Raw genomic sequence first — 24,722 nt, 5'->3', positions numbered from 1 at the left:
GTGGATCGAGAGTCGTCATTTTTTTCCTCGCAATGACGGAAAAACTGATTCACGTGGGCAATGCCATCACAGGATGACAAAGGAAAAATTGAGAATTTGAGCCGTAGCGGTCAAAGACCGCTTGGCAATAGATAGGATTAGATTAGAAATTTACTCGTACTTTTAAACTACCTGAATGTGCTTCGTATTTTTTAGCAAAAGTAGCAGTATAATTAATGCCGTATTCCATCATATTATGTTTTAATGAAAGACCGACACCTAAATTATAATCTACTTTATTACTCTTAAAGTTAATTGTTGGTAAAGTTTCATCTATACCTTGCAATTGAGCATTAATACTAGGAGTTTTATTTTTCAGAGAATAATTAACAAAGCTATATAATTCAGGTGTTATAGTTAACTTACCTTGATTTATATTCTTAAATGTTCTAACTCCTAATGTGCTGCTTAACTTATTATAATGTTTCTTCGCAACATTTAAATTCTGAACGTTAGTTCCAGTTTCTTTATATCCAGAATCTTTAATTAAAGAACCTGTCATTCCTAAGCTTGGTGTAATATAGATGTCATTACTTGTATGATAATTATATCCTAAAGACACGCTACCGCTATATAAATGTGATTTATATTTGCTTGATGCTACTTCATTACCATTACGTACATTTTTACCTCTTATAACACTTTCTGCATAAGATATAGTACCATCTACAAACCAATTATAATTTGGTATATTATATGAACTATATAATGAGAACATATTAGTTCTGGCTTTGTCTACATTACCTGCATTTTGATTTTGCGGCTTTATGCTTGTATAAGCGTTAGTATACGCTAAACCAAGAAGTAGATTATCGTTTATTAAGGTATCAACACCTATAGTATTACTATGCCCTTTTGTTTTATAACCACTAAAATATTCTGCTGCCTTATTATTTACTTTATCTTTGCTGTGACTAATTGATACCCTAGCCCATACGCCATGTTGCCATGTATCATTAGCTACATCATCATCACCTGCTGCTACTAAAGGTCCATTACTTAACCTGCTATGTATCGCACTCATTGCAGAATTATGAGTATCTGTTAATGCATGTCTTAATGCCGCACGTATAATTTCGCTATTTCGCTCTTTTGGACGATCAATTAACTTAGAAAAAGCTTCTTTTACTTGCTGCTCCTCAATTAATTCATCAATACTATCTCTAAATTTTTCTGCATCACTACCTGGTAATGCTTTATTTAATTGCTCGGCAAATTTTTTATCTTTAGGCGAATTAAAAACTTCCTCTTTATCTTCAAAATACTCTCTATTTTCTTGAGTAACATCCTCTTCATCTTCAAAATAATCTTCATCTTCTTGAGTAACGATACCTGCATGTTTGTTACGAAGCATTTGGGCATCTTTTATATTAGAAAGTAATTCTCTTGCTGATTCTAGAGTCAATTTTTTATCACTCATCTTTGCTAAAACTACAAGATCTTCAGCAGTAAATGCTCCACAAGAAGTACCATCACTTTGTTGACATACTTGTAAGTCACGTAATTGGATATCAGGTCTTAAAGTTCTTATTGCTTTAAGTAATGATGTAGAAGTATATGAACCACCATTAGGATCGTTGTAATATAATGTAGCCGTTTCTGATGCATCTTTACGTATTACTGATGCAGTCCAATGACCACCAAGATTATTATATATTAAAGATACTTTACCATTATTTAAATTATTAGCGATTTTCATAGCAGTTGATTCTACAAAATCATCTGGAGCATTTATTGGAAATAACGGTGCAATGTATATATTTGGATTATTATTGCCCACACGATTCTCTATCACATTAAGAATATCGTCATCGAAATATTCATAATTAGGATCAACTACATTGGTAGATAAAGGTCCAGAAAATGACATGCTACTAGTTAGTAACATTAAAGCAAGAGTACAGCGATTTAGTTTATTAAACATATTAATCTCTCTAATAATTGATTTATTTTTAGTTAATGCGTATTATACACATATTTTATTTTTTTGTCAATCAAATTATTAATATGTTAATAATTTAAACTTTATTATTATTCTAAAGAAAAAAGGGAGTTTTTAAATTTTGTATTTTTGAACTTACAATTAAGAGGCGGAAACCTTGATTATAACTGGGCTTTCCCGTTTGATAAACTACAAAAAATAGCAGACTGTAGGTACTGGCTCCCCGGGCTGGACTCGAACCAGCGACCGAACGGTTAACAGCCGTTTGCTCTACCACTGAGCTACCGAGGAACATTAGAAGCATCTGGAAAATTCAGATAATTCCTTATAACAAATCTTTTTGTTAACGTCTAGCCTTTTCTTTCAATAAAATAAAAAAAGTTATAAAAATACGGCTAGACATATTTTAATTTAACCTAACTATGGCTTTGCTTTTACTTTTGCATAATTTTTTTAGCTTTAAAAGCATCTTTCTGATGAGCAGTTTTTGATTTTGAATCTTGCTTAGTTGTCTCTATCGCTTTTAGCTTTGTTGGTTTTAAAATCTCTTCTTTTAAATACTTAATTGCTTTTAAATCTTCTTCATTTAAATCTAATAAATTTGGTTTTTCTTTAGCTTTAGCTTTTTCTTTAGCTGGGGCTTTAACCTTTTTTATCTCAACTTCTTTTGAAAAATCTATTAAATCTTTTTCGTTATTAATTTCTTCATTTAAGCTTTTTATAGTTTTTATTAAGTGTTTTTTTGCACTAGGTCTAATCCCTAGAGTTTCTAGAATTCTGTTTAAAGTAGAACTAACTTTGTCTCGTAATTTAAGTTTCTTTCCTCCTATTTTTCCTTCTTCACCTTTAAGAATTTTTTCAAAGTAATTAGGATGTTCTTTCATTAACGATTTTAATTCTTGCTCTTTTATTTCAAAATAAGGGTAATCGTATTTTTTGGAAATTACATTAGTTAACTTTATTTCAAGACCATATTCTTTCAAAGACTCCTGTCTTTTTAGCATCACATCTAATAAGTTATCTTTAACCTGCTGCGGGGTTATTTTTTCAGATTTATTAAATCGTCCTGGCATAGCCTGCTTAGCAAAACCTGCTATTGCTTCGTCGCTATAATATTTAGTTAATTCATCAAAACTTTCATTAATAGTTTTAGTTAAATTGATTTTGGAAGCCGCAATTAAACTATCACCAAGTTCAGGACTTCTTCTTAATTTAGACGGAAATTCTCTAAAGTGATTAGTAGGACCAAAGCCAGGTAAATGCCTCATTCTTGAATGAGAATAAATTTGATTTGTTAATTTATCAAAACTACCAGCAAAATCAATTCTTACTAATTTAGGTAAAATTTTTGGATTTTTCTTATCTCTAATAACCCCTATATTTCCGACATGTATATCAAAATCACCAATCAACAAACTTGTCGGCATGATATTTTCAAAATTTTGATATTTAACTTCTTTAAAAGCATTTTCTAAAGTTCTAAATAATTTATTTCGGGCTCCCATAAAAAGTGGTCTGCCCCCATCTTTTCTAAACCAAGAACTTGGTTTAGTTTCAGCAGACATATGTTTATCCATATCCACATACATATCACTACTGTAATTCTTAAAGAATTCAGATTTAACATATATTTGTGAATCACTATTTTTAGATTTGCTAAAACCATCTGGAGCAATTAAACTAACTTCAGCACCATTACCAGGGCTTATTGCTGCAAAAAATTTAGACCCTAAAAATTCAGCTATATTTTTTGATGATGAAGCTTCTTGTTTTATCATTGCAGTAATGTTATTATCCGCACTTTGATATACTCCACCGTACTCCCCTGCTTCATTAGCCCCCCCACTTTTAGGCTTTAAGAATTTCCAATCCTTAAAAGCTGATTTTTTATCTAAACTTAATTCAGGCTCTAAAGACTCAATTACATTTTTTAATACTGGTTTCTTGCTTGTAGCCATTTTTACCTCTCTAAAATAATTTATCTCTTAAGTATAACGCAAATACTTCAAAAGTTGGTAAGTCAAGTAAGCGGTGAGTCTGCACAAGCGTAGATAAACTACGTGAGCAAAGACGAATCCCACAATTTGGCTTGCCAACTTTTGAAGTATCAAAGGTATAGTTCAGCTGCTTCAAGAGCTGCATAAGTAAATATGCCGCTTGCCCCTGCTCTTTTAAAACTAATTAATGATTCTAATAAACCTTTTTCGAAATCTATAGCTCCAGCATTTGCTGCAAATTTTAACATGGCATATTCTGCAGTAATTTGATAAGCAAAGATTTTAGTATTAAAGTTATTAGCTGCTTCACGAATAACATCTAAAAACATCATACTGGGCTTAACCATGACCATATCAGCTCCCTCTGCTATATCATGTTCAATCTCAAGCATTGCTTCTTTAATATTTCGTATGTCCAATTGATAACTTGCCTTATCTAAATAAGTTTTCTTAGTACTACCGACTGCATCACGATATAAACCGTAAAAACTTGAAGCATATTTTGCAGCATAGGCAAGAATCCCAACATTGATAAAATGCTCTTTGTCAAGATATTCTCTTATAGCCATGATTCTACCATCCATCATATCAGAAGGAGCGACAATATCAACACCAGCTTTTGCAAGAGTTAAAGCTTGGTTACATAAGGCTTTTACCGATTTATCATTATCCACTTCGCCGTTATGTATTACGCCATCATGCCCGTGCGTAGTATAAGGATCAAGTGCAACATCACATATTATTCCAATATCAATACCAGCATTTTTAATACTTCTTATAGTACGGCACATTAAATTATCTAGATTATAAGCTTCGTCACCATTCTCGTTTTTTAAACTTTGATCAACACACGGAAATAGTGCTATAGCTTTGATACCAAGATCAGCTGCTTTTCTTGCCGTTTCTATCACCTGATCTATAGACAAGCGATATATATCTGGCAAAGTTTTAATTTCTTGCCGTTGATTATGCCCTTCTACAACAAATAACGGTAATACCAAATCTTCTACTCTAAGAGTAGTTTCAGCAACTAAATCACGAAGCCAAGCAGCTTTTCTATTTCTTCTAAGTCTAATAAGTGGGTACATGGTATATCTCATCATTAATAATAATTATTATATATATTAATTTATTATATTACAAAAAAAACTTATTTTTTCTTAAAAAGTGTATAACTTTTTAAATTATTGTTATTTTAAAATTTTTCTAATTAAGGTCCCATATTGTAAAAAGTTAGAAACTAATAGTTTTATTTCTACATAATTTCAATAAAAAATATATTTTATTGAGGTTTATTATGCACAAAGATACAAAACTACTAGATGAAATTAAGAATATTAAATCCAAATTAAAATCTGGAAAGCCTGCCGTTGCTCCAAAACCCACCCCAAAACAGATAAAAGCTTGGGAAGAAACTCATAAATCACATCTAAATTCAGATACTAAAAATTCTTCTATACCAGTTCCACCTCCTATGCCTGATCATGTATTATTACAAACGTCTAAAACCCCTTCTGTTTCTACGCTACCAAATATAAAATTTAATACTATTAACCAAGCAAAGTTTTTAAAAGCTATAGAGGATTATGATCTTGATAAAACTAAACAACCCTCAGCTATAAGCTGAGGGGTTATAAAGTGGAATCGATTAGAAATCGATCATCATTCACAGGTTCACCTTCCTGTTCATCAATATAGTGCTGTATCATTTCATCAGTTATATTACCTGAACTGACTGCCATATAGCCCCTAGCCCACAAATGATTGCCCCAAAATTGTTTTCGTAAATGAGTAAATTCTTGCAATAAAATTCTTGAGCTAATGCCTTTTAAATACTGTACTAACTTGCTAAGAGATATTTGCGGCTTATATGAGATAAACATATGTACGTGATCACATGATATTTTCCCTGAAATTATATGTACTTCATGTTCCATACAAATCTGCCTCAGTAAATCTCTAGTCCTTTCCGATACTTTGCCTATCAATATTCTCTTCCTATATTTTGGTATCCATATAAGATGCACTTTTAAATCATACTGACTATGACTATTCTTTCTATAACTTCTCATATTTCTTGATATAAATTCATTGCTAAAGCAATTTCATTATATCTTCCCTTCGCCTAAAGGCGAGGGATTTTTGATCCCCGAAGGGGGACATTAAAGAATTAATTAGTTCGAATACTATAAAAATAGATAGTTTAAACAAACGTGGAAAGCTTGGTAAAACTCCTTTACAATATGCTATTATAAATGATAAACCAGAGTTAGCAAAATTGCTAATTGATGCTGGAGCAAATATAAATGTTAAAACTCAAAATGGGAGAAACTTATTTGAATTAGCTATGTATAATTCAGCAAGCGATCAAACATTTGAGTTGCTGCTAAAAACAAATATAAATATTAATTCTATGGATTTACGTGCTTTATCACGTTTACATAATAAATTATTTTCAATCTTATTGAAACCCGAAAATGATATTAATACTACTATAGGAAAATTTAATAGAACATTATTACATCAGGCTGCTGAACGAAATAACATTAAAAAAGCACAAATATTAATTAACCACAATATTAATGTTGAAGCTCAAGATATAACGGGTGAAACTGCATTACATATGCTAAAAACATCAAAAATGGCAAAAATTTTATTAAAAGCCGGTTCAAATACAGAAGCTCAAAATAAACTAGGACGCACTCCTTTACATAATGCAATTCTTCAAGCTAATAAACGTCAAGTCAATATTAAAAATATCCATAATATAGTACTAAAATTGATAAAAAGTGGAGCTAATCCTAATGCTGTCGATTACTATGGTTTTACTCCTCTTGAATATGCTATTCGTATTAACGATTCTAAAATATTTAAATTGCTAATAAAAAATAATGCTAAATTTAAAAAAAATAGATATGAACTATTCTGTCAAGCTTTAGAAAGCGGTAACCTTACTGCAACAAAATATTTATTTAAAAAAGAATTTTTAAATAATATAAATGATAAAAATGGACAAAATTATTTATATTATATTGCTACTGGAGGGAATAAAGAAGTACTAGAATATTTAGTAAAGAAAAATCATGATAATGGTAAAAAGATATTAACTCAATTGGTTTTGATATTAATGCTAGAAATGCAGATGGTGAAACAGTTTTACATATTTTAGCAAGAGCACAAAATGGGGAAATGATCAAAGAACTAATAAAGTTAGGAGCTGATATAAATATTAAGAATAAGATTGGTAAGACTGCATTAGATAAGGTAGAAGAAGATTTTAAGGGCATTAGCAAAAAAATAAGCAATAAACAGCTACAAGAATTGTTTGAAGAGTCAAATATAATAGCAAGAACCGGACGTATTGAAGACGAGACTAAATACTTATGTCAATATCGTCAAGACGGATATTATAAAAATATTGAACGTGAAGGTAATAGAGGAAGAAGTGCCACCCTTCTCGTACCCGATGTAAATATATCTTTATTTTTTACAGGTATAGGTTTGTTATATAATGCAAATGATTCTACCATTAGGCATTTTATGCCGCATGATTTTTGGACCGATAATGCACGTAGAACAGAAGATTTTTTTAATATGAGGCTTGATAATAAAAAATTTGTTCAAACCCACTCAAAAGAAAAATTTCTAAAAACATATAAAAATTTTTTAAAAGATAATCCTCAAAAAGATTATAACGAAATAATAGCTAATTTATATCCTAAAGGACTTATTGGTATAGCTCTACAAAATGATGATTTTGAGCATAAATTATATGCTTTGGAAGCAAAGGCACCGTCAAGTTAAGGGAGGTATAAATTAAGTATTGAGCAATTACAGGGAATGATTTATAGAATAGCAGTAACAATTTATCCTAGATTTTACCGCTATGCATATTACTCAAGCCCCGAATAGACATCGTTTTCCAGCAAGCATTATTAGCCATACAGTATGGTTATATCATCGCTTTAATAATAGTTACCGAGATGTTCAAGAGCAGATGGCTTATCGAGGTATTATATTAAGTCATGAGACTGTAAGGTTTTGGTGTTATAAGTTTGTAGTTTATTTTCAAGATGTTATTAGTAAGAGAGAGCGAAAGCCAACTGATAAATGGCATTTGGATGAGATGAATATCAAGATCAAAGGTGAAGTATTCATATTATGGAGAGCTGTTGACTCTGAGGGACATGAATTAGAAGTATTACTGCAGAAGCGTCGTAACAAGAAATCAGCTATTCGCTTTTTATCAAGATTATTGGGTCATTATCCATGTCCAAGGGTTATTGTGACTGATAAGCTAAAAAGCTACATTAAACCAGTTAGGTATATGTGTCCTAGGACTAAGCATCGTACCGATAAAAGACTAAATAATCGGATTGAGAATGCCCATCAGCCAACTAGGAGAAAAGAGAAGATACTGATTAAATTTAAGCATCCTAATTCAGCACAATGTACATTATCACTGATGGGAAAAGTCAGAAATATATTTGCTGTAAATGTTGGAAGATATACTAAAACAGCATCTGAGCAAAGAATTGCATTTGCGTCGAGTCTATCATATATTTTGTGTAAGTTGTAAAGCAACAGAGAAAGAAATACTGTTAAAATACAACTAGAACAAAGGTAAAAAATATGGCTAAGAAAATAGAAGCTGGTGTTAGAAGTGCAGATATAAATAATAAGTTAGTAGAGGAAATATTATCCCAATCTAATCCTAAAGAGTTATTTGGAAAGGATGGATTGTTTCAGCAATTAAAGAAGAGGTTAGTAGAGAGAATACTAGAGGACGAGCTAAGTCATGAATTAGGTTATTCGAGGCATAGCAAGGCATCAAAGCAAGATAGCAATCGTCGTAATGGTACGAGCGAAAAGACAGTAATAGATGACAGTGGTCAAAAGATAGTACTTGATATTCCAAGAGATAGAGACAATAGTTTTGAGCCTCAATTAATTCCTAAGGGAGTTAGAAGATTCACTGGATTTGATGATAGCGTTATTTCACTTTATGCAAGAGGTATGACCATGAGTGAGATTCAATCCCATTTAGAGGAAATGTATCATACAGAAGTATCTAAGGAGCTTATCTCGACTATTACAGATGGAGTTATGGAAGAGGTAATAAGATGGCAAGCCCGAGCATTAGATAGAATATACCCAATTGTATATTTAGATTGCATCATGGTAAAAGCAAGAGATAATAATATAGTTATAAATAAGGCTGTTTACCTTGTTATTGGTATAAATATAGAAGGCAAGAAAGAGCTTTTGGGTATTTGGATTAGCAAGAATGAGGGTTCAAAGTTTTGGATGCAGGTTGTAAGCGAATTAAAGAACCGAGGTGTAGAACAAATTTATGTAGCATGTGTTGACGGTCTTAAAGGTTTTAGAGATGCAATAAACAGTGTTTTCCCAAATACCATAGTACAACTTTGTATAGTACATATGGTACGTAATTCTTTAAAGTACGTTTCTTACAAAAATCTTAAAGAAGTAGCAGCTGACTTAAAACAAATCTATACAGCAAATAATGAGAATATGGCTAATTTAGCATTAGAAGAGTTTGCTAAAAAATGGGATAGTAAATACCCAGTTATTTCTGATATATGGATACGTAATTGGAGTGGTATAGTACCTTTCTTTGCGTTCCCTAAAGAGATTAGAAAGGTAATCTATACTACCAATACGATAGAATCGGTAAATAGACAAATCCGTAAAATTATCAAAAATAAAGGGGTTTTCCCAGATGATAAATCTATCACAAAAATTGTCTACTTAGCTCTTAAACATGCTGCAAAAAAGTGGACCATGCCTATTAAAGAATGGTCTCTTGCTTTCAATCAATTTGAGATACTATGTGGAAAATTTGAGGGTGTCAGGAAGTTTGTGTAAGTTGTAAAAATAGTTAAGAATAAAAATAACATAAACAACTTACATGGAGCTAATATGAAGAACAATAACAAAGTATCAAATCCAGCTATAGAAAAATTAGTATCAGAAATACTATCACAAAGTGATCCATCTGAAATATTTGGTAAAGAAGGGATATTTCAGGGAATTAAAAAGCAGATAGTAAATAAGATTTTAGAGAAAGAAATGGAATCTCATATAGGTTATGAGAAACATTCTAAAAATGAGAAATACTCAGATAACAGACGTAATGGTAATTATGAAAAGACTCTAATAGATCCAGAAGGTCGTAAATTGACAGTAGAAGTGCCAAGGGATCGGGATGGAGAATTTGAACCTCAACTAATTCCAAAAGGAGTGCGTAAATTTGAAGGATTTGATGATAAAGTAATATCCTTATATGCTCGGGGAATGACCATTAGGGAAATACAAGGGCACTTAGAAGAACTATATGCCACCAAGGTATCATCTGAGTTAATATCAAAGGTAACTGATGGTATTTTAGAGGAAGTAACTGCTTGGCAGAATAGAGCACTTGATAATGTATATCCTATAATGTACTTAGATTGTATTCATGTTAAGGCAAGAGATAATCATGTAATAATAAATAAAGCGGTTTATCTAGCTATTGGAGTGAATATGGAGGGCAAGAAAGAGCTATTAGGAATTTGGATAGGCAAGAATGAAGGGTGTAAATTTTGGATGCAGGTAGTAACAGAACTGAAGAATCGAGGAGTTGCACAAATATATGTTGCATGTGTTGATGGTCTTAAGGGTTTTCCAGAGGCGATAAATAGCATTTTTCCAAAGACGATAGTGCAGTTGTGTATTGTTCATATGGTAAGAAATTCTGTAAAATACGTATCATACAAAGATCTAAAAGCGGTAACAGCTGATTTAAAAGCAGTTTATTCTGCAATAAATGAAGCAGAGGGATTAAGAGAATTACAAAACTTTGCCAAAAAATGGGATGAAAAATATCCAGTTATTTTTGACATATGGCAACGAAATTGGTCTGGCATAGCTCCATTTTTTAGCTTTCCGGAAGACATTAGGAAGGCGATTTACACTACTAATGCTATTGAATCCACTAACCGTCAAATTCGTAAAATTATTAAAAATAAAGGAGTATTTCCAGATGACAAATCGATTCAGAAAATAATCTTTTTGGCGTTGACAAATGCCTCTAAAAAATGGACAATGCCTATTAAGAATTGGGCGATGGCTTTAAATCAATTTGCTATACTTTGTGATACTAATTTACAAAATTGGGCAAATGGAGAAATCGTACTTACACAAAAAATCTGACAGACCCACTCAAAGACTTCTTGCTGTCTGAAATCTAAAAATATAGTACTTTGTGACACTAATTTACTTAACTTGACGGTGCCATTAGGATGCTTAAATTTAATCAGTATCTTCTCTTTTCTCCTAGTTGGCTGATGGGCATTCTCAATCCGATTATTTAGTCTTTTATCGGTACGATGCTTAGTCCTAGGACACATATACCTAACTGGTTTAATGTAGCTTTTTAGCTTATCAGTCACAATAACCCTTGGACATGGATAATGACCCAATAATCTTGATAAAAAGCGAATAGCTGATTTCTTGTTACGACGCTTCTGCAGTAATACTTCTAATTCATGTCCCTCAGAGTCAACAGCTCTCCATAATATGAATACTTCACCTTTGATCTTGATATTCATCTCATCCAAATGCCATTTATCAGTTGGCTTTCGCTCTCTCTTACTAATAACATCTTGAAAATAAACTACAAACTTATAACACCAAAACCTTACAGTCTCATGACTTAATATAATACCTCGATAAGCCATCTGCTCTTGAACATCTCGGTAACTATTATTAAAGCGATGATATAACCATACTGTATGGCTAATAATGCTTGCTGGAAAACGATGTCTATTCGGGCTTGAGTAATATGCATAGCGGTAAAATCTAGGATAAATTGTTACTGCTATTCTATAAATCATTCCCTGTAATTGCTCAATACTTAATTTATACCTCCCTTAACTTGACGGTGCCACCTGAACTGACTGCCATATAGCCCCTAGCCCACAAATGATTGCCCCAAAATTGTTTTCGTAAATGAGTAAATTCTTGCAATAAAATTCTTGAGCTAATGCCTTTTAAATACTGTACTAACTTGCTAAGAGATATTTGCGGCTTATATGAGATAAACATATGTACGTGATCACATGATATTTTCCCTGAAATTATATGTACTTCATGTTCCATACAAATCTGCCTCAGTAAATCTCTAGTCCTTTCCGATACTTTGCCTATCAATATTCTCTTCCTATATTTTGGTATCCATATAAGATGCACTTTTAAATCATACTGACTATGACTATTCTTTCTATAACTTCTCATATTTCTTGATATAAATTCATTGCTAAAGCAATTTCATTATATCTTCCCTTCGCCTAAAGGCGAGGGATTTTTGATCCCCGAAGGGGGACATTAAGAGTATAATATGACAAAACCATCCGTTATTAAATTAGCCACCCCTTTTGAACGCTTAAAATTTCATAATCCTTTACCTGATATTGTACTTAGGCTTGCTATTATTATGCAAGCAATAATCGATTCAACTAATACTTCTCCAAAAAAAGAGGCTAAAAAAGCAGAAGATGCGTCTAAGAAATGGATTTTTGTAGATAATGAAGATTTTATTACCATATGTTTTGAAGCAGGGATAGAACCCTCTTTAGTAAGAAAAATTACTAAGGGCTTAATTAGACTACAACAAAATAAATCAGTTACCCATGAAAGAGATTTATTTTGTAATAAAAGCTTGAAATTACGCTAAATATAAATTAAGTGTATAGATGTTACTAGGTAACATCTATACACACTATAACTAATATTTACGTTATAGTTCTAATTTCAAGCTATAAGGTTATTTATGATTATTTCAGTTTCAGGACAACATATTTCTATTGGTAATAATTTACAAGAATATTCAAAAGAAAGAGTTAACCAAGTTCTAACAAAATATTTTTCTGATATAATAAGTGCAGATATACATTATTCAAAAGAAGGAATAAATTTTAAATGCGATATTATAGCAAAATATGGTTCAGGTAAGCATAATATCGTTAAGAGTAACGAGAGATGCAATGATATATATGTAGCATTTGACAAAGCTATGGCAAAACTCGAAAAGCAGCTTAGAAAATATAAATCAAAACTAAAAAATCATCACACAGGTAAAGTAAAAATATCTGAAATCGATTCTGAGGGTACTAAATATATTATTAGTCCTCAAGATCAAGAAAATACTAATGATACAAATGATGCTAATTATCCAATAATTATTGCTGAAAAACCTGTAGAAATATTAAAGCTATCGGTAAAAGACGCAGTAATGAAAATGGATTTAGAAAATTTACCAGCAGTAGTATTTAAGAACGTTAATAATAATCGTATAAATATAGTGTATTATCGTAAAGATGGTAATATTTCTTGGGTAGATTATAATTAATGATTATTATCCCCTATAAAGGAATTAAACCTAACATTGATAAAACAGCCTATATTGCTCCAAGTAGTTCTATAATAGGGGATGTTAAAATTGGAAGTAATTCAAGCATTTGGTTTAACACTGTTTTAAGAGGAGATGTTGAATCAATAAAGATAGGGAATAATACTAACATACAAGACGGCAGTGTAATTCATACTTCAAGGTTTAATGGTCCTGTAGAAATAGGCGATAACATAACTATTGGTCATTTATCGCTTATTCACGCTTGTATCATTTGTAATAATGCCTTTATTGGTATGAGTAGCACAATAATGGACTATGCAGTAATAGAAGAATATGCTTTTGTTGCTGCAGGAAGCCTTGTACCTCCTAAAAAAATAATTAAATCTAAAGAATTATGGATGGGTCGCCCTGCAAAATTCGTTAGATATTTAACAGATCAAGAGCTAGAAGAGATGCAAGATAATGTAAGAAATTACGTAGAACTTGCTAATATTTATACCTCTAATGGATAATAAGCTGATTCTTGTATGTACTTCAAAAGTTAGGAGTCAAATAAGCAGTAAGCCAAGCTAGGCATATAGAAATACATTTCCTAAGATTATTAACTCTTTTATTAATAATTTGCCAATCAATAGCATGCCAATTGATTTTTTCTTCATTAATAGTAGTTTTAAATATAAATACTCCTTTTGAAAGAAAAGAAGTTTACATATTATCTAAAGAACTCTGGTTTAAATAGCTTAAAACTTTCCTGAGCTGAGGTTGGTAATGGTGTTAAATTATATTGCGGATCAAAAGCATTTCCATAAATCTTTTCTGTTTTTTTAATTGAATTTGGAAATTTTAAAGATAATAATATAGATTTTAAAATAGTAAAAATTGCTATGTAAGGATCAGTTTCAGGAGAAGATAAGCGATGCTCTAAACGTTTAGGAGCAACATTTGGAGTTCTAATAGCTACACTTCTGTTATTTCCTCCATAAGATACATGAGTCGGTGCCATAAAATCTTTGTCAAGGCGTAAATAATCAATACTACGCGGCATAAAAGCAAGTAGAGTATCTAGCATATAATGACATAAACCTTGTGCTGCTAAAATTATATAATCGCCAGATTCTATATCAAAACTTATATGGAAATGCATACTATTCCCATAATCATTTAAAAAAGGTTTAGGAGAAAAATCCGTATAGCCATTTAAATATTCAGCTATTTTTGTTAAAGTATTTTTAACTTTAAGTATCATTTTTGCATAATTTACTAAATCATGGGATGGAGGAAGATCTATTTCGAATTGATTATTACCCTTTTCTTTTTTTATTTTAGAAATTTTAAACTTCGTTAAATATTTTCTTGCAAGTATTTCAAATTTAGATATATCAATATTAGGGCTTAAGTAAAACTCTATTTCTACCCCGATGATAGGTATTAAATTATAATCTTTATGAAATTGGAAAATGATTTTTTCTAGCTGTTTCTTTTTTTGTAGGTTATTAGATAAGGTATTAATAAAATTATTATAGGATATTTGCATGGAAGCACTAATAAACGGACTAGTATATTATAAAATTTTTGACGGAACATTCAAGGATTCTAGTCATAGATATGTAAAAAAAAATAATTCTATAGATGAAATAGAAATAATAAGAAACAAAAAAGCCATAACTGATTATTTTAAAGCAGAAGATATTCTAATTTTAAATCAAGTTCATGATATAGATATTATTGATGCAGATAATAATTCTATTATTACACCTGAAGCTGATGGCAGTATTACTACTAGAAAAAATTTAGTTCTAGCAGTGCAAAGTGCAGATTGTGTACCAGTGTTACTTGCAAGCGGTGATGGTAAAATAATTGGAGCAGCACATGCAGGATGGAAAGGTGCTATAAACGGTATTATCCATAACATAGTTAATAAGATGATAGAAAAAGGTGCAAAAAATTTGGCTGCACTAATAGGTCCTGCTATAGCACAAGGATCATATGAAGTTGATGCAGAATATTATAAGGCTTTTTTAGATAAAGATATTAATAATAAGCAATTCTTTATAAATTCAAAAAAAGAAAATCATTATATGTTTGATTTACCAGGATTTGTAGAATTACAGCTTAAGCAAACAGGAGTTAAAGATATTAAAAAAATTGCGGAAGATACTTATGTAAACCCAGCAAAATACCCTAGCAAAAGACGCTCTTATCACTTGCAAGAACCTTATAATCAAAATATATTATCAACAATTATAATTAAAAATTAGTATTATGAACCAAGAAAAATCTTATTATCAAATAGGGCACCGTCAAGTTAAGGGAGGTATAAATTAAGTATTGAGCAATTACAGGGAATGATTTATAGAATAGCAGTAACAATTTATCCTAGATTTTACCGCTATGCATATTACTCAAGCCCCGAATAGACATCGTTTTCCAGCAAGCATTATTAGCCATACAGTATGGTTATATCATCGCTTTAATAATAGTTACCGAGATGTTCAAGAGCAGATGGCTTATCGAGGTATTATATTAAGTCATGAGACTGTAAGGTTTTGGTGTTATAAGTTTGTAGTTTATTTTCAAGATGTTATTAGTAAGAGAGAGCGAAAGCCAACTGATAAATGGCATTTGGATGAGATGAATATCAAGATCAAAGGTGAAGTATTCATATTATGGAGAGCTGTTGACTCTGAGGGACATGAATTAGAAGTATTACTGCAGAAGCGTCGTAACAAGAAATCAGCTATTCGCTTTTTATCAAGATTATTGGGTAATTATCCATGTCCAAGGGTTATTGTGACTGATAAGCTAAAAAGCTACATTAAACCAGTTAGGTATATGTGTCCTAGGACTAAGCATCGTACCGATAAAAGACTAAATAATCGGATTGAGAATGCCCATCAGCCAACTAGGAGAAAAGAGAAGATACTGATTAAATTTAAGCATCCTAATTCAGCACAATGTACATTATCACTGATGGGAAAAGTCAGAAATATATTTGCTGTAAATGTTGGAAGATATACTAAAACAGCATCTGAGCAAAGAATTGCATTTGCGTCCGCTAAATCCATTTGGGATGAAGCTACTCAAAGACTTCTTGCTGTCTGAAATCTAAAAATATAGTACTTTGTGACACTAATTTACTTAACTTGACGGTGCCGTTTTATCTTATAGTAATAACTTAATTAGAGTTATTTAAGACTTTCTTTAAACCTAATTATAATTTGTTTTTATTTTTATAATTGCGTTATTTTTTAGCAAAAATTAATAAGATTTTTGCAGCAATAGTTGTTCCTATTTCTAACTCTATAAAATTCACAAGCAGTATAAAAATTTAAAATATGAACACGAATTTTGTAACAGAATTTTTAGAGGTTCGACTTTTGACGAAAAAAGGGAGTCTTTAAATTTTATCTTCTCGAACCTAGCACTAATGGACGGAAAAGTGCTTTACTCTCTGGCTTTTCCGTTCGATAAACTGCAAGAAATTTCTAGTTGTCGCATGTGGCGAGAGTGACGGGACTCGAACCCGCGACCTTCTGCGTGACAGGCAGACGCTCTAACCAACTGAGCTACACCCCCCTTTAAGGGATAACAAATTATATATAACAATTCTTTCAATCGTGCAAGGATAAAATAGTTTATTTTCATTGTATTATATTAAGTCATGAGACTGTAAGGTTTTGGTGTTATAAGTTTGTAGTTTATTTTCAAGATGTTATTAGTAAGAGAGAGCGAAAGCCAACTGATAAATGGCATTTGGATGAGATGAATATCAAGATCAAAGGTGAAGTATTCATATTATGGAGAGCTGTTTATATATGGATACGTAATTGGAGTGGTATAGTACCTTTCTTTGCGTTCCCTAAAGAGATTAGAAAGGTAATCTATACTACCAATACGATAGAATCGGTAAATAGACAAATCCGTAAAATTATCAAAAATAAAGGGGTTTTCCCAGATGATGGGTCTGTCAGATTTTTTGTGTAAGTACGATTTCTCCATTTGCCCAATTTTGTAAATTAGTATCACAAAGTATAGCAAATTGATTTAAAGCCATCGCCCAATTCTTAATAGGCATTGTCCATTTTTTAGAGGCATTTGTCAACGCCAAAAAGATTATTTCTGAATCGATTTGTCATCTGGAAATACTCCTTTATTTTTAATAATTTTACGAATTTGACGGTTAGTGGATTCAATAGCATTAGTAGTGTAAATCGCCTTCCTAATGTCTTCCGGAAAGCTAAAAAATGGAGCTATGCCAGACCAATTTCGTTGCCATATGTCAAGAGGGTGTCAGGAAGTTTGTGTAAGTTGTAAAAATAGTTAAGAATAAAAATAACATAAACAACTTACATGGAGCTAATATGAAGAACAATAACAAAGTATCAAATCCAGCTATAGAAAAATTAGTATCAGAAATACTATCACAAAGTGATCCATCTGAAATATTTGGTAAAGAAGGGATATTTCAGGGAATTAAAAAGCAGATAGTAAATAAGATTTTAGAGAAAGAAATGGAATCTCATATAGGTTATGAGAAACATTCTAAAAATGAGAAATACTCAGATAACAGACGTAATGGTAATTATGAAAAGACTCTAATAGATCCAGAAGGTCGTAAATTGACAGTAGAAGTGCCAAGGGATCGGGATGGAGAATTTGAACCTCAACTAATTCCAAAAGGAGTGCGTAAATTTGAAGGATTTGATGATAAAGTAATATCCTTATATGCTCGGGGAATGACCATTAGGGAAATACAAGGGCACTTAGAAGAACTATATGCCACCAAGGTATCATCTGAGTTAATATCAAAGGTAACTGATGGTATTTTAGAGGAAGTAACTGCTTGGCAGAATAGAGCACTTGATAATGTATATCCTATAATGTACTTAGATTGTATTCATGTTAAGGCAAGAGATAATCATGTAATAATAAATAAAGCGGTTTATCTAGCTATTGGAGTGAATATGGAGGGCAAGAAAGAGCTATTAGGAATTTGGATAGGCAAGAATGAAGGGTGTAAATTTTGGATGCAGGTAGTAACAGAACTGAAGAATCGAGGAGTTGCACAAATATATGTTGCATGTGTTGATGGTCTTAAGGGTTTTCCAGAGGCGATAAATAGCATTTTTCCAAAGACGATAGTGCAGTTGTGTATTGTTCATATGGTAAGAAATTCTGTAAAATACGTATCATACAAAGATCTAAAAGCGGTAACAGCTGATTTAAAAGCAGTTTATTCTGCAATAAATGAAGCAGAGGGATTAAGAGAATTACAAAACTTTGCCAAAAAATGGGATGAAAAATATCCAGTTATTTTTGACATATGGCAACGAAATTGGTCTGGCATAGCTCCATTTTTTAGCTTTCCGGAAGACATTAGGAAGGCGATTTACACTACTAATGCTATTGAATCCACTAACCGTCAAATTCGTAAAATTATTAAAAATAAAGGAGTATTTCCAGATGACAAATCGATTCAGAAAATAATCTTTTTGGCGTTGACAAATGCCTCTAAAAAATGGACAATGCCTATTAAGAATTGGGCGATGGCTTTAAATCAATTTGCTATACTTTGTGATACTAATTTACAAAATTGGGCAAATGGAGAAATCGTACTTACACAAAAAATCTGACAGACCCACTGGATATTTTTCATCCCATTTTTTGGCAAAGTTTTGTAATTCTCTTAATCCCTCTGCTTCATTTATTGCAGAATAAACTGCTTTTAAATCAGCTGTTACCGCTTTTAGATCTTTGTATGATACGTATTTTACAGAATTTCTTACCATATGAACAATACACAACTGCACTATCGTCTTTGGAAAAATGCTATTTATCGCCTCTGGAAAACCCTTAAGACCATCAACACATGCAACATATATTTGTGCAACTCCTCGATTCTTCAGTTCTGTTACTACCTGCATCCAAAATTTACACCCTTCATTCTTGCCTATCCAAATTCCTAATAGCTCTTTCTTGCCCTCCATATTCACTCCAATAGCTAGATAAACCGCTTTATTTATTATTACATGATTATCTCTTGCCTTAACATGAATACAATCTAAGTACATTATAGGATATACATTATCAAGTGCTCTATTCTGCCAAGCAGTTACTTCCTCTAAAATACCATCAGTTACCTTTGATATTAACTCAGATGATACCTTGGTGGCATATAGTTCTTCTAAGTGCCCTTGTATTTCCCTAATGGTCATTCCCCGAGCATATAAGGATATTACTTTATCATCAAATCCTTCAAATTTACGCACTCCTTTTGGAATTAGTTGAGGTTCAAATTCTCCATCCCGATCCCTTGGCACTTCTACTGTCAATTTACGACCTTCTGGATCTATTAGAGTCTTTTCATAATTACCATTACGTCTGTTATCTGAGTATTTCTCATTTTTAGAATGTTTCTCATAACCTATATGAGATTTCATTTCTTTCTCTAAAATCTTATTTACTATCTGCTTTTTAATTCCCTGAAATATCCCTTCTTTACCAAATATTTCAGATGGATCACTTTGTGATAGTATTTCTGATACTAATTTTTCTATAGCTGGATTTGATACTTTGTTATTGTTCTTCATATTAGCTCCATGTAAGTTGTTTATGTTATTTTTATTCTTAACTATTTTTACAACTTACACAAACTTCCTGACACCCTCTTTAAATGAATTATTAGAAAATGATTTTTAACAATTTACACAAAAATTATGATTGACTCTTTATATTTTTATAAAGTTAATCCATAAACTACCTGAAAAGTTCTATAATTATTACTCGTTTTCTTGCATCACTCCCCTTATTTTTTTCCATTCTGCTAAAATTTCTTCTAATCTTTCTTTTGAAACTTCTACTTCTTGATCTTCGAAATCCTCTAGAGAAGTAATCATTTCTTTTAGTAAGGTTTGTGCCATATTCGGTCTATAGTCATCGCTGTAATTATCTTCAAGATGTTCGGCAATTTCCTCGATATCATCCCAATGCATTAGTGTATTCCTCTTTAATTGTCATATAAGCTTATTTATTTAACATGTTATCTGATATTTGCCATTATTTTTTAATAAATATTATTAACTCAATAAAATATTGTAAGCAAGTGAGTTTATTATGCAACTATATACTCAAATGATTTGAAGAATTGGCTCTGCAAAACTTCGGGGAACTCGCATGCTCACCTATTAAGTATAGGCTGTGCGTGCTCGCCCCTTGTTTTACATTCCAATTCTCCAAATCATTTAAGTATACTGTATTTAAATAAAGAGTGGGTATACTTAAATATATTACAAAGCTTATGTTAGTTTGTATTCTTTACATTTTAAGGGTTTTGTGATATAATTGATTAAATATTAGATGGAAAAATATGTCAATACTACCTATCGTTACAGCACCTGATGAAAGGTTAAAACAAAAATCTCAAGCCGTTCCAGAGGTTAATGACCAAATCCGAAAATTCATGGATGATATGGTTGAGACTATGTATCACGAAGAGGGAGGAGGGCTTGCTGCCGTGCAGGTTGGAGTACTAAAACGTATCATGGTAATTGATATAAAAGATCATGATCCGATTAAAAGACCAAAAGATTTTTATCCGTTATTTATAGTAAATCCTGAAATAATAGAAAAATCAGGAGAGCTTGTTATAGCTAATGAAGGATGTATCTCAGTACCTGAACAACGTTATGAGATAGCAAGATCAGAATCTATAAAAATCAGATATTTAGATTATCATAACAAACCACAAGAACTCGAAGCTAATGATTGGCTTGCAAGAGTAATTCAACATGAGTATGATCATTTGGAAGGAAAGCTAATGATCGATTATCTAAGTAGTATGAAACGCGATATAGCTCTTCGTAAGCTTAGAAAACTCAAAAAAAATATAGTGTGAAGATAATATTCATGGGGACGCCTGAGTTTGCTGTTCCTGCTCTTACCAAATTAATAAATTCAAATCATAAAGTTGTTGCAGCTTTTACACAACCACCTAAAGCTAAGGGTAGGGGGCTTAACGAAACTAAATCTCCTGTACATCAATTAGCTGATGAGACTCAAATCCCTGTCTATACTCCTACAACGCTTCGTAATGAAGAAGCTGCAAATCTTATTAATAGTATCGATGCTGATATAATAGTCGTTATTGCGTATGGTTTTATTATTCCGCAAAATATTCTAGATGCTAAAAAATATGGTTGCCTTAATATTCATCCGTCTAATTTACCTCGTCATAGAGGAGCAGCTCCTTTGCTGTCTGAAATCTAAAAATATAGTACTTTGTGACACTAATTTACTTAACTTGACGGTGCCAGTTAAACAGTTACGTATATTAAAATTATTTAAGTATTTTTAATTAAATTTATTTGCAGTTTGTAATATTATAGTGGATTATTATAATACAGGTTTTGATTAGTCATTGCGAGGAGGCATTGTTACATGGATCGAAAAATGTGTACCATGTCATCCCCGCGTAGGCGGGGATCCAGCATAAAGTGAGATAAATCGAGCTTTTAATTTAAAAAACTTGCTGCTTTTATGTTTATTTTTCTGGATTCCCGCCTCCGCGGGAATGACATAGAATAATAACTGTCCGATACTATAGGACAAGCCACGGGATGACTACCTTAGGGCGTTTTTTGATCTACGAAACAACGCCTTCTTGCAATGACGTTTTTCAACAAGCCCTTTAAATACATAGCAAATTAATTATGATTAATATCTTTCTAATTATCATTTCTTTATTTATTTCTTTAATAACCTATCTATTTATCAGAAAAACGGATATTTTTACTAAGCTATTAATTCTAAATAGTTTAACTAGTGTGGTGAGTTTATTTATTTGTTGCTTAGGATTTTATCTAGGCAATAGCTCATATTTAGATATAGCAATTATTTATTTTTTATTGAGCTTTATAGCTACAAATGGTTATTTAAAATATTTCATATATGAATCAGATAAAAACAAAGCAGATTGATAAAGTTATTTTGGGATGTGGTTTAAGTGGTATGCTAACCGCTCTTACTTTTGCAAAAAAGGGTATAGAAACTACTATATTTGAAAGTAAATCTGTTAAAAGTCCTAATTTCTTTAATGATATTAGAACAACAGCTTTGACGCCTTATTCTAAGGATTTTTTATCTTCCATTGATGTGTGGCAAGAGCTGGAAGAGTTTGTAAGCCACATGAAAGATGTATATGTAGTTGATAATAAAGCTCCTGAAATATTGGAGTTACGGAATGATAGCTCTTTAGGATATGTAGTTCAAAATAATGATTTTAAAAAAATTTTACTATCAAAAATAATTGATAATCCACTTATAACATTAACTGATAATAAAGAATATCAAGAAGTTACAAGCCATAACGAATATTCTATTATTAAGTTTAATGATGAAACCCACGTTAAATGTAATTTACTAATTATATGTGATGGGAGCAATTCAAAAGTTAGATCACATTATTTTGCGAATGAAATAGAAAAGCCATATCAAACAGCTTTAGTATTTAATATTAAGCATGAAAAACCCCATGAGAATTGTGCTATGGAGCATTTTTTGCCTCTAGGTTCTTTTGCATTATTGCCGATGAAAGATCAACATAGTTCTTCTGTAATATGGTCAACTTCTTCTGCCCAAGCTGCTTTAATTATGCAGCTGCCTATTGAAGAGGTTAGATTCTTAACGCAAAGAAATGCTGGTAATTCACTTGGGAAAATTACTATTGATAGTGAAATAAATGGCTTTCCTCTCAAAGCTCGTATAGCAAATAGATATTTTCACAACAAGATAGTACTTATTGCCGATAGTGCTCATATTGTGCATCCATTAGCCGGGCAGGGGCTTAATCAAGGTATAAAGGATATTGAATCCTTAATTAGTGTAGTAAGTAATAATTTACCGCTATCAGAATACCAAAAATCAAGACAAGCAGATAATTTTATCATGTATAAGCTAACTGATGAGCTTAATAATATTTTCTCAAATCATTCAAAAAGTTTAAGGTATTTAAGACAAATAGGGTTTAAAGCGATAAATAACTTTAAGCCTATTAAAAATCTGATTACTAGTTACGCAATGGGTAAAAGGTAGAATTTATGAGTAAGGAAAGTTTGAAGTCGTCTATTAATTCGCCTGAAGAGGGGGTAAAAAAAGCCAAAGAAAGTAATAAACTTAAACCTTCTATAAATACGCCTGAAGGGGTTAATGTACAAAATCCTGAACCTGTACAAGAGCAGGAACAACCAGCACCCTCAAATCCCCAAGAAGAAAAAAAGACAAGAAAAATATTAAAGGATGATCCTAAACTTAAAGGCACAAGAATGGCATGAGCTGGAGCTGCAGCTACTGCACTTGCAGGAGCTACTGCTGAGGCAGGATATCATGTAACGGCACCGTCAAGTTAAGTAAATTAGTGTCACAAAGTACTATATTTTTAGATTTCAGACAGCAAGAAGTCTTTGAGTAGCTTCATCCCAAATGGATTTAGCGGACGCAAAGGGTCTGTCAGATTTTTTGTGTAAGTACGATTTCTCCATTTGCCCAATTTTGTAAATTAGTAGGCACCGTCAAGTTAAGTAAATTAGTGTCACAAAGTACTATATTTTTAGATTTCAGACAGCAAGAAGTCTTTGAGTAGCTTCATCCCAAATGGATTTAGCGGACGCAAATGCAATTCTTTGCTCAGATGCTGTTTTAGTATATCTTCCAACATTTACAGCAAATATATTTCTGACTTTTCCCATCAGTGATAATGTACATTGTGCTGAATTAGGATGCTTAAATTTAATCAGTATCTTCTCTTTTCTCCTAGTTGGCTGATGGGCATTCTCAATCCGATTATTTAGTCTTTTATCGGTACGATGCTTAGTCCTAGGACACATATACCTAACTGGTTTAATGTAGCTTTTTAGCTTATCAGTCACAATAACCCTTGGACATGGATAATTACCCAATAATCTTGATAAAAAGCGAATAGCTGATTTCTTGTTACGACGCTTCTGCAGTAATACTTCTAATTCATGTCCCTCAGAGTCAACAGCTCTCCATAATATGAATACTTCACCTTTGATCTTGATATTCATCTCATCCAAATGCCATTTATCAGTTGGCTTTCGCTCTCTCTTACTAATAACATCTTGAAAATAAACTACAAACTTATAACACCAAAACCTTACAGTCTCATGACTTAATATAATACCTCGATAAGCCATCTGCTCTTGAACATCTCGGTAACTATTATTAAAGCGATGATATAACCATACTGTATGGCTAATAATGCTTGCTGGAAAACGATGTCTATTCGGGGCTTGAGTAATATGCATAGCGGTAA

Annotated in this window: 28 protein-coding genes, 2 tRNA genes and 2 pseudogenes; 18 read left to right on the top strand and 14 right to left on the bottom strand. The window is 31.8% G+C overall.

Annotated elements, in window-relative coordinates; translation table 11 throughout:
* Positions 1-142 precede the first annotated feature (142 nt).
* From BA173_RS06095 to hemB, 4 genes are all read right to left on the bottom strand, one after another.
* Positions 143-1,927, bottom strand: coding sequence for an autotransporter outer membrane beta-barrel domain-containing protein (locus BA173_RS06095; protein ID WP_232505917.1), 1,785 nt, complete (start codon positions 1,925-1,927; stop codon positions 143-145).
* A 270-nt stretch (positions 1,928-2,197) separates the two neighbouring features.
* Positions 2,198-2,272, bottom strand: a tRNA-Asn gene (locus tag BA173_RS06085).
* Positions 2,273-2,415: 143 nt separating this feature from the next.
* Positions 2,416-3,939: a hypothetical protein gene (locus tag BA173_RS06080; RefSeq protein WP_016948486.1), complete on the bottom strand. Its 1,524-nt coding sequence runs from the start codon at positions 3,937-3,939 to the stop codon at positions 2,416-2,418.
* 149 nt (positions 3,940-4,088) lie between these two features.
* Positions 4,089-5,066: a porphobilinogen synthase gene (gene hemB / locus BA173_RS06075; RefSeq protein WP_068041906.1), complete on the bottom strand. Its 978-nt coding sequence runs from the start codon at positions 5,064-5,066 to the stop codon at positions 4,089-4,091.
* A 209-nt stretch (positions 5,067-5,275) separates the two neighbouring features.
* On the opposite strand from hemB, the gene BA173_RS06070 reads away from it, so the two are divergent.
* Positions 5,276-5,605: a hypothetical protein gene (locus tag BA173_RS06070; RefSeq protein WP_068041903.1), complete on the top strand. Its 330-nt coding sequence runs from the start codon at positions 5,276-5,278 to the stop codon at positions 5,603-5,605.
* A gap of 4 nt (positions 5,606-5,609) precedes the next feature.
* Here the strand turns inward: BA173_RS06070 and tnpA (BA173_RS06065) are convergent, their stop codons facing one another.
* Positions 5,610-6,050, bottom strand: coding sequence for an IS200/IS605 family transposase (gene tnpA, locus BA173_RS06065; RefSeq protein ID WP_095568239.1), 441 nt, complete (start codon positions 6,048-6,050; stop codon positions 5,610-5,612).
* Between the two features lie 89 nt (positions 6,051-6,139).
* On the opposite strand from tnpA (BA173_RS06065), the gene BA173_RS08595 reads away from it, so the two are divergent.
* From BA173_RS08595 to BA173_RS06045, 5 genes are all read left to right on the top strand, one after another.
* On the top strand, positions 6,140-7,147 hold the full coding sequence (locus BA173_RS08595; RefSeq protein WP_322101068.1) for an ankyrin repeat domain-containing protein: 1,008 nt from the start codon (positions 6,140-6,142) through the stop codon (positions 7,145-7,147).
* 20 nt (positions 7,148-7,167) lie between these two features.
* Complete coding sequence (locus tag BA173_RS08585; protein WP_232505916.1) at positions 7,168-7,782, top strand: hypothetical protein; 615 nt, start codon at positions 7,168-7,170, stop codon at positions 7,780-7,782.
* An 82-nt stretch (positions 7,783-7,864) separates the two neighbouring features.
* Positions 7,865-8,557, top strand: a complete 693-nt coding sequence (locus tag BA173_RS06055; protein ID WP_095568324.1) for an IS6 family transposase — start codon at positions 7,865-7,867, stop codon at positions 8,555-8,557.
* Positions 8,558-8,610: 53 nt separating this feature from the next.
* The gene (locus BA173_RS06050; protein WP_095568323.1) at positions 8,611-9,867 is read left to right on the top strand and encodes an IS256 family transposase; all 1,257 of its coding nucleotides are present in this window, start codon (positions 8,611-8,613) and stop codon (positions 9,865-9,867) included.
* Positions 9,868-9,921: 54 nt separating this feature from the next.
* On the top strand, positions 9,922-11,193 hold the full coding sequence (locus BA173_RS06045) for an IS256 family transposase (protein WP_068042377.1): 1,272 nt from the start codon (positions 9,922-9,924) through the stop codon (positions 11,191-11,193).
* Here the strand turns inward: BA173_RS06045 and BA173_RS06040 are convergent.
* Together BA173_RS06040 and tnpA (BA173_RS06035) are read right to left on the bottom strand one after the other, a co-directional pair.
* Positions 11,118-11,876, bottom strand: coding sequence for an IS6 family transposase (locus BA173_RS06040; protein WP_198387180.1), 759 nt, complete (start codon positions 11,874-11,876; stop codon positions 11,118-11,120). The genes BA173_RS06045 and BA173_RS06040 overlap by 76 nt on opposite strands.
* A 25-nt stretch (positions 11,877-11,901) precedes the next feature.
* A complete protein-coding gene (tnpA, locus tag BA173_RS06035; protein ID WP_095568322.1) occupies positions 11,902-12,276 on the bottom strand; it encodes an IS200/IS605 family transposase in 375 nt (124 codons plus the stop codon).
* A gap of 103 nt (positions 12,277-12,379) precedes the next feature.
* On the opposite strand from tnpA (BA173_RS06035), the gene BA173_RS06030 reads away from it, so the two are divergent.
* From BA173_RS06030 to BA173_RS06020, 3 genes are all read left to right on the top strand, one after another.
* On the top strand, positions 12,380-12,715 hold the full coding sequence (locus BA173_RS06030; protein WP_016948654.1) for a hypothetical protein: 336 nt from the start codon (positions 12,380-12,382) through the stop codon (positions 12,713-12,715).
* 96 nt (positions 12,716-12,811) lie between these two features.
* Positions 12,812-13,390, top strand: coding sequence for a ribosome hibernation-promoting factor, HPF/YfiA family (gene hpf, locus BA173_RS06025; RefSeq protein WP_016948653.1), 579 nt, complete (start codon positions 12,812-12,814; stop codon positions 13,388-13,390).
* Entirely contained in the window at positions 13,390-13,905 is a 516-nt protein-coding gene (locus BA173_RS06020) for a gamma carbonic anhydrase family protein (RefSeq protein ID WP_016948652.1), read from the top strand. Before hpf ends, BA173_RS06020 begins: the two co-directional genes overlap by 1 nt.
* Before the next feature lie 200 nt (positions 13,906-14,105).
* On the opposite strand, the gene BA173_RS06015 is transcribed toward BA173_RS06020, so the two are convergent.
* Positions 14,106-14,927, bottom strand: a complete 822-nt coding sequence (locus BA173_RS06015; protein WP_068042067.1) for a glutamine synthetase — start codon at positions 14,925-14,927, stop codon at positions 14,106-14,108.
* Here BA173_RS06015 and pgeF point away from each other — a divergent pair.
* Positions 14,926-15,651, top strand: a complete 726-nt coding sequence (gene pgeF, locus BA173_RS06010; protein WP_016948651.1) for a peptidoglycan editing factor PgeF — start codon at positions 14,926-14,928, stop codon at positions 15,649-15,651. The two genes, BA173_RS06015 and pgeF, sit on opposite strands and share 2 nt — an antisense overlap.
* On the opposite strand, the gene BA173_RS08845 is transcribed toward pgeF, so the two are convergent.
* Positions 15,641-15,763: a hypothetical protein gene (locus BA173_RS08845; protein ID WP_257789542.1), complete on the bottom strand. Its 123-nt coding sequence runs from the start codon at positions 15,761-15,763 to the stop codon at positions 15,641-15,643. The genes pgeF and BA173_RS08845 overlap by 11 nt on opposite strands.
* Before the next feature lie 21 nt (positions 15,764-15,784).
* Here BA173_RS08845 and BA173_RS06005 point away from each other — a divergent pair, with 21 nt between their 5' ends.
* Positions 15,785-16,495, top strand: coding sequence for an IS6 family transposase (locus tag BA173_RS06005; protein WP_095568243.1), 711 nt, complete (start codon positions 15,785-15,787; stop codon positions 16,493-16,495).
* 397 nt (positions 16,496-16,892) lie between these two features.
* On the opposite strand, the gene BA173_RS06000 is transcribed toward BA173_RS06005, so the two are convergent.
* Positions 16,893-16,969 (bottom strand) — tRNA-Asp (locus tag BA173_RS06000).
* A 240-nt stretch (positions 16,970-17,209) separates the two neighbouring features.
* Here BA173_RS06000 and BA173_RS08580 point away from each other — a divergent pair.
* A pseudogene (locus tag BA173_RS08580) lies at positions 17,210-17,353 on the top strand (transposase); the annotation flags it as partial.
* Between the two features lie 153 nt (positions 17,354-17,506).
* On the opposite strand, the gene BA173_RS09030 reads toward BA173_RS08580, so the two are convergent.
* On the bottom strand, positions 17,507-17,671 hold the full coding sequence (locus BA173_RS09030) for a transposase (RefSeq protein WP_095568355.1): 165 nt from the start codon (positions 17,669-17,671) through the stop codon (positions 17,507-17,509).
* A gap of 83 nt (positions 17,672-17,754) precedes the next feature.
* Between BA173_RS09030 and BA173_RS05985 the strand changes: the two genes are divergently transcribed.
* Entirely contained in the window at positions 17,755-19,026 is a 1,272-nt protein-coding gene (locus tag BA173_RS05985; RefSeq protein WP_068042377.1) for an IS256 family transposase, read from the top strand.
* On the opposite strand, the gene BA173_RS05980 is transcribed toward BA173_RS05985, so the two are convergent.
* Positions 18,979-19,983 (bottom strand): IS256 family transposase, encoded by a 1,005-nt coding sequence (locus BA173_RS05980; RefSeq protein ID WP_095568320.1) that lies wholly within the window; start codon positions 19,981-19,983, stop codon positions 18,979-18,981. The two genes, BA173_RS05985 and BA173_RS05980, sit on opposite strands and share 48 nt — an antisense overlap.
* A 189-nt stretch (positions 19,984-20,172) precedes the next feature.
* Complete coding sequence (iscX, locus tag BA173_RS05975) at positions 20,173-20,385, bottom strand: Fe-S cluster assembly protein IscX (RefSeq protein ID WP_016947659.1); 213 nt, start codon at positions 20,383-20,385, stop codon at positions 20,173-20,175.
* Between the two features lie 374 nt (positions 20,386-20,759).
* Here iscX and def point away from each other — a divergent pair, with 374 nt between their 5' ends.
* The 5 genes and pseudogenes from def to BA173_RS05950 all read left to right on the top strand — a co-directional run bounded on the left by def (position 20,760) and on the right by BA173_RS05950 (position 23,721).
* Positions 20,760-21,287: a peptide deformylase gene (gene def, locus BA173_RS05970; protein WP_016947658.1), complete on the top strand. Its 528-nt coding sequence runs from the start codon at positions 20,760-20,762 to the stop codon at positions 21,285-21,287.
* Positions 21,284-21,643 (top strand): annotated as a pseudogene (locus BA173_RS05965) (methionyl-tRNA formyltransferase); the annotation flags it as partial. The gene def and the pseudogene BA173_RS05965, both read left to right, overlap by 4 nt.
* 458 nt (positions 21,644-22,101) lie before the next feature.
* On the top strand, positions 22,102-22,368 hold the full coding sequence (locus BA173_RS05960; protein WP_068042158.1) for a monovalent cation/H+ antiporter complex subunit F: 267 nt from the start codon (positions 22,102-22,104) through the stop codon (positions 22,366-22,368).
* The gene (gene ubiH / locus BA173_RS05955; protein WP_068042155.1) at positions 22,340-23,482 is read left to right on the top strand and encodes a 2-octaprenyl-6-methoxyphenyl hydroxylase; all 1,143 of its coding nucleotides are present in this window, start codon (positions 22,340-22,342) and stop codon (positions 23,480-23,482) included. The genes BA173_RS05960 and ubiH overlap by 29 nt, the downstream gene beginning before the upstream one ends.
* Positions 23,483-23,487: 5 nt before the next feature.
* Complete coding sequence (locus BA173_RS05950) at positions 23,488-23,721, top strand: hypothetical protein (RefSeq protein ID WP_016948564.1); 234 nt, start codon at positions 23,488-23,490, stop codon at positions 23,719-23,721.
* Positions 23,722-24,003: 282 nt separating this feature from the next.
* Here BA173_RS05950 and BA173_RS05945 read toward each other — a convergent pair whose 3' ends face one another.
* The gene (locus tag BA173_RS05945; protein WP_095568243.1) at positions 24,004-24,714 is read right to left on the bottom strand and encodes an IS6 family transposase; all 711 of its coding nucleotides are present in this window, start codon (positions 24,712-24,714) and stop codon (positions 24,004-24,006) included.
* Positions 24,715-24,722 lie beyond the last annotated feature (8 nt).

Origin of the sequence: Rickettsia sp. MEAM1 (Bemisia tabaci), assembly GCF_002285905.1 — a bacterium.
In the GTDB taxonomy this organism is placed as follows: Bacteria; Pseudomonadota; Alphaproteobacteria; order Rickettsiales; family Rickettsiaceae; genus Rickettsia.
The sequence above is the reverse complement of the archived record's forward strand: the minus strand, read 5'-3'. Positions and strand labels throughout refer to the sequence as shown.

Excerpts from the sequence above, each read along its gene's own strand:
- iscX (WP_016947659.1), bottom strand. The coding sequence starts at position 20,385 with ATGCATTGGGATGATATCGAGGAAATTGCCGAACATCTTGAAGATAAT.
- BA173_RS06040 (WP_198387180.1), bottom strand. The coding sequence starts at position 11,876 with ATGATTTATAGAATAGCAGTAACAATTTATCCTAGATTTTACCGCTAT.
- BA173_RS05950 (WP_016948564.1), top strand. The coding sequence starts at position 23,488 with ATGAGTAAGGAAAGTTTGAAGTCGTCTATTAATTCGCCTGAAGAGGGG.
- BA173_RS05960 (WP_068042158.1), top strand. The coding sequence starts at position 22,102 with ATGATTAATATCTTTCTAATTATCATTTCTTTATTTATTTCTTTAATA.
- BA173_RS06070 (WP_068041903.1), top strand. The coding sequence starts at position 5,276 with ATGCACAAAGATACAAAACTACTAGATGAAATTAAGAATATTAAATCC.
- tnpA (WP_095568322.1), bottom strand. The coding sequence starts at position 12,276 with ATGAGAAGTTATAGAAAGAATAGTCATAGTCAGTATGATTTAAAAGTG.
- BA173_RS06005 (WP_095568243.1), top strand. The coding sequence starts at position 15,785 with ATGCATATTACTCAAGCCCCGAATAGACATCGTTTTCCAGCAAGCATT.
- BA173_RS05945 (WP_095568243.1), bottom strand. The coding sequence starts at position 24,714 with ATGCATATTACTCAAGCCCCGAATAGACATCGTTTTCCAGCAAGCATT.
- hemB (WP_068041906.1), bottom strand. The coding sequence starts at position 5,066 with ATGTACCCACTTATTAGACTTAGAAGAAATAGAAAAGCTGCTTGGCTT.
- BA173_RS05980 (WP_095568320.1), bottom strand. The coding sequence starts at position 19,983 with ATGAAGAACAATAACAAAGTATCAAATCCAGCTATAGAAAAATTAGTA.
- def (WP_016947658.1), top strand. The coding sequence starts at position 20,760 with ATGTCAATACTACCTATCGTTACAGCACCTGATGAAAGGTTAAAACAA.
- BA173_RS08585 (WP_232505916.1), top strand. The coding sequence starts at position 7,168 with ATGATCAAAGAACTAATAAAGTTAGGAGCTGATATAAATATTAAGAAT.
- BA173_RS06020 (WP_016948652.1), top strand. The coding sequence starts at position 13,390 with ATGATTATTATCCCCTATAAAGGAATTAAACCTAACATTGATAAAACA.
- BA173_RS06080 (WP_016948486.1), bottom strand. The coding sequence starts at position 3,939 with ATGGCTACAAGCAAGAAACCAGTATTAAAAAATGTAATTGAGTCTTTA.
- BA173_RS06055 (WP_095568324.1), top strand. The coding sequence starts at position 7,865 with ATGCATATTACTCAAGCCCCGAATAGACATCGTTTTCCAGCAAGCATT.
- BA173_RS06095 (WP_232505917.1), bottom strand. The coding sequence starts at position 1,927 with ATGTTACTAACTAGTAGCATGTCATTTTCTGGACCTTTATCTACCAAT.
- BA173_RS06050 (WP_095568323.1), top strand. The coding sequence starts at position 8,611 with ATGGCTAAGAAAATAGAAGCTGGTGTTAGAAGTGCAGATATAAATAAT.
- ubiH (WP_068042155.1), top strand. The coding sequence starts at position 22,340 with ATGAATCAGATAAAAACAAAGCAGATTGATAAAGTTATTTTGGGATGT.
- hpf (WP_016948653.1), top strand. The coding sequence starts at position 12,812 with ATGATTATTTCAGTTTCAGGACAACATATTTCTATTGGTAATAATTTA.
- pgeF (WP_016948651.1), top strand. The coding sequence starts at position 14,926 with ATGGAAGCACTAATAAACGGACTAGTATATTATAAAATTTTTGACGGA.
- tnpA (WP_095568239.1), bottom strand. The coding sequence starts at position 6,050 with ATGAGAAGTTATAGAAAGAATAGTCATAGTCAGTATGATTTAAAAGTG.
- BA173_RS06030 (WP_016948654.1), top strand. The coding sequence starts at position 12,380 with ATGACAAAACCATCCGTTATTAAATTAGCCACCCCTTTTGAACGCTTA.
- BA173_RS05985 (WP_068042377.1), top strand. The coding sequence starts at position 17,755 with ATGAAGAACAATAACAAAGTATCAAATCCAGCTATAGAAAAATTAGTA.
- BA173_RS06015 (WP_068042067.1), bottom strand. The coding sequence starts at position 14,927 with ATGCAAATATCCTATAATAATTTTATTAATACCTTATCTAATAACCTA.
- BA173_RS06045 (WP_068042377.1), top strand. The coding sequence starts at position 9,922 with ATGAAGAACAATAACAAAGTATCAAATCCAGCTATAGAAAAATTAGTA.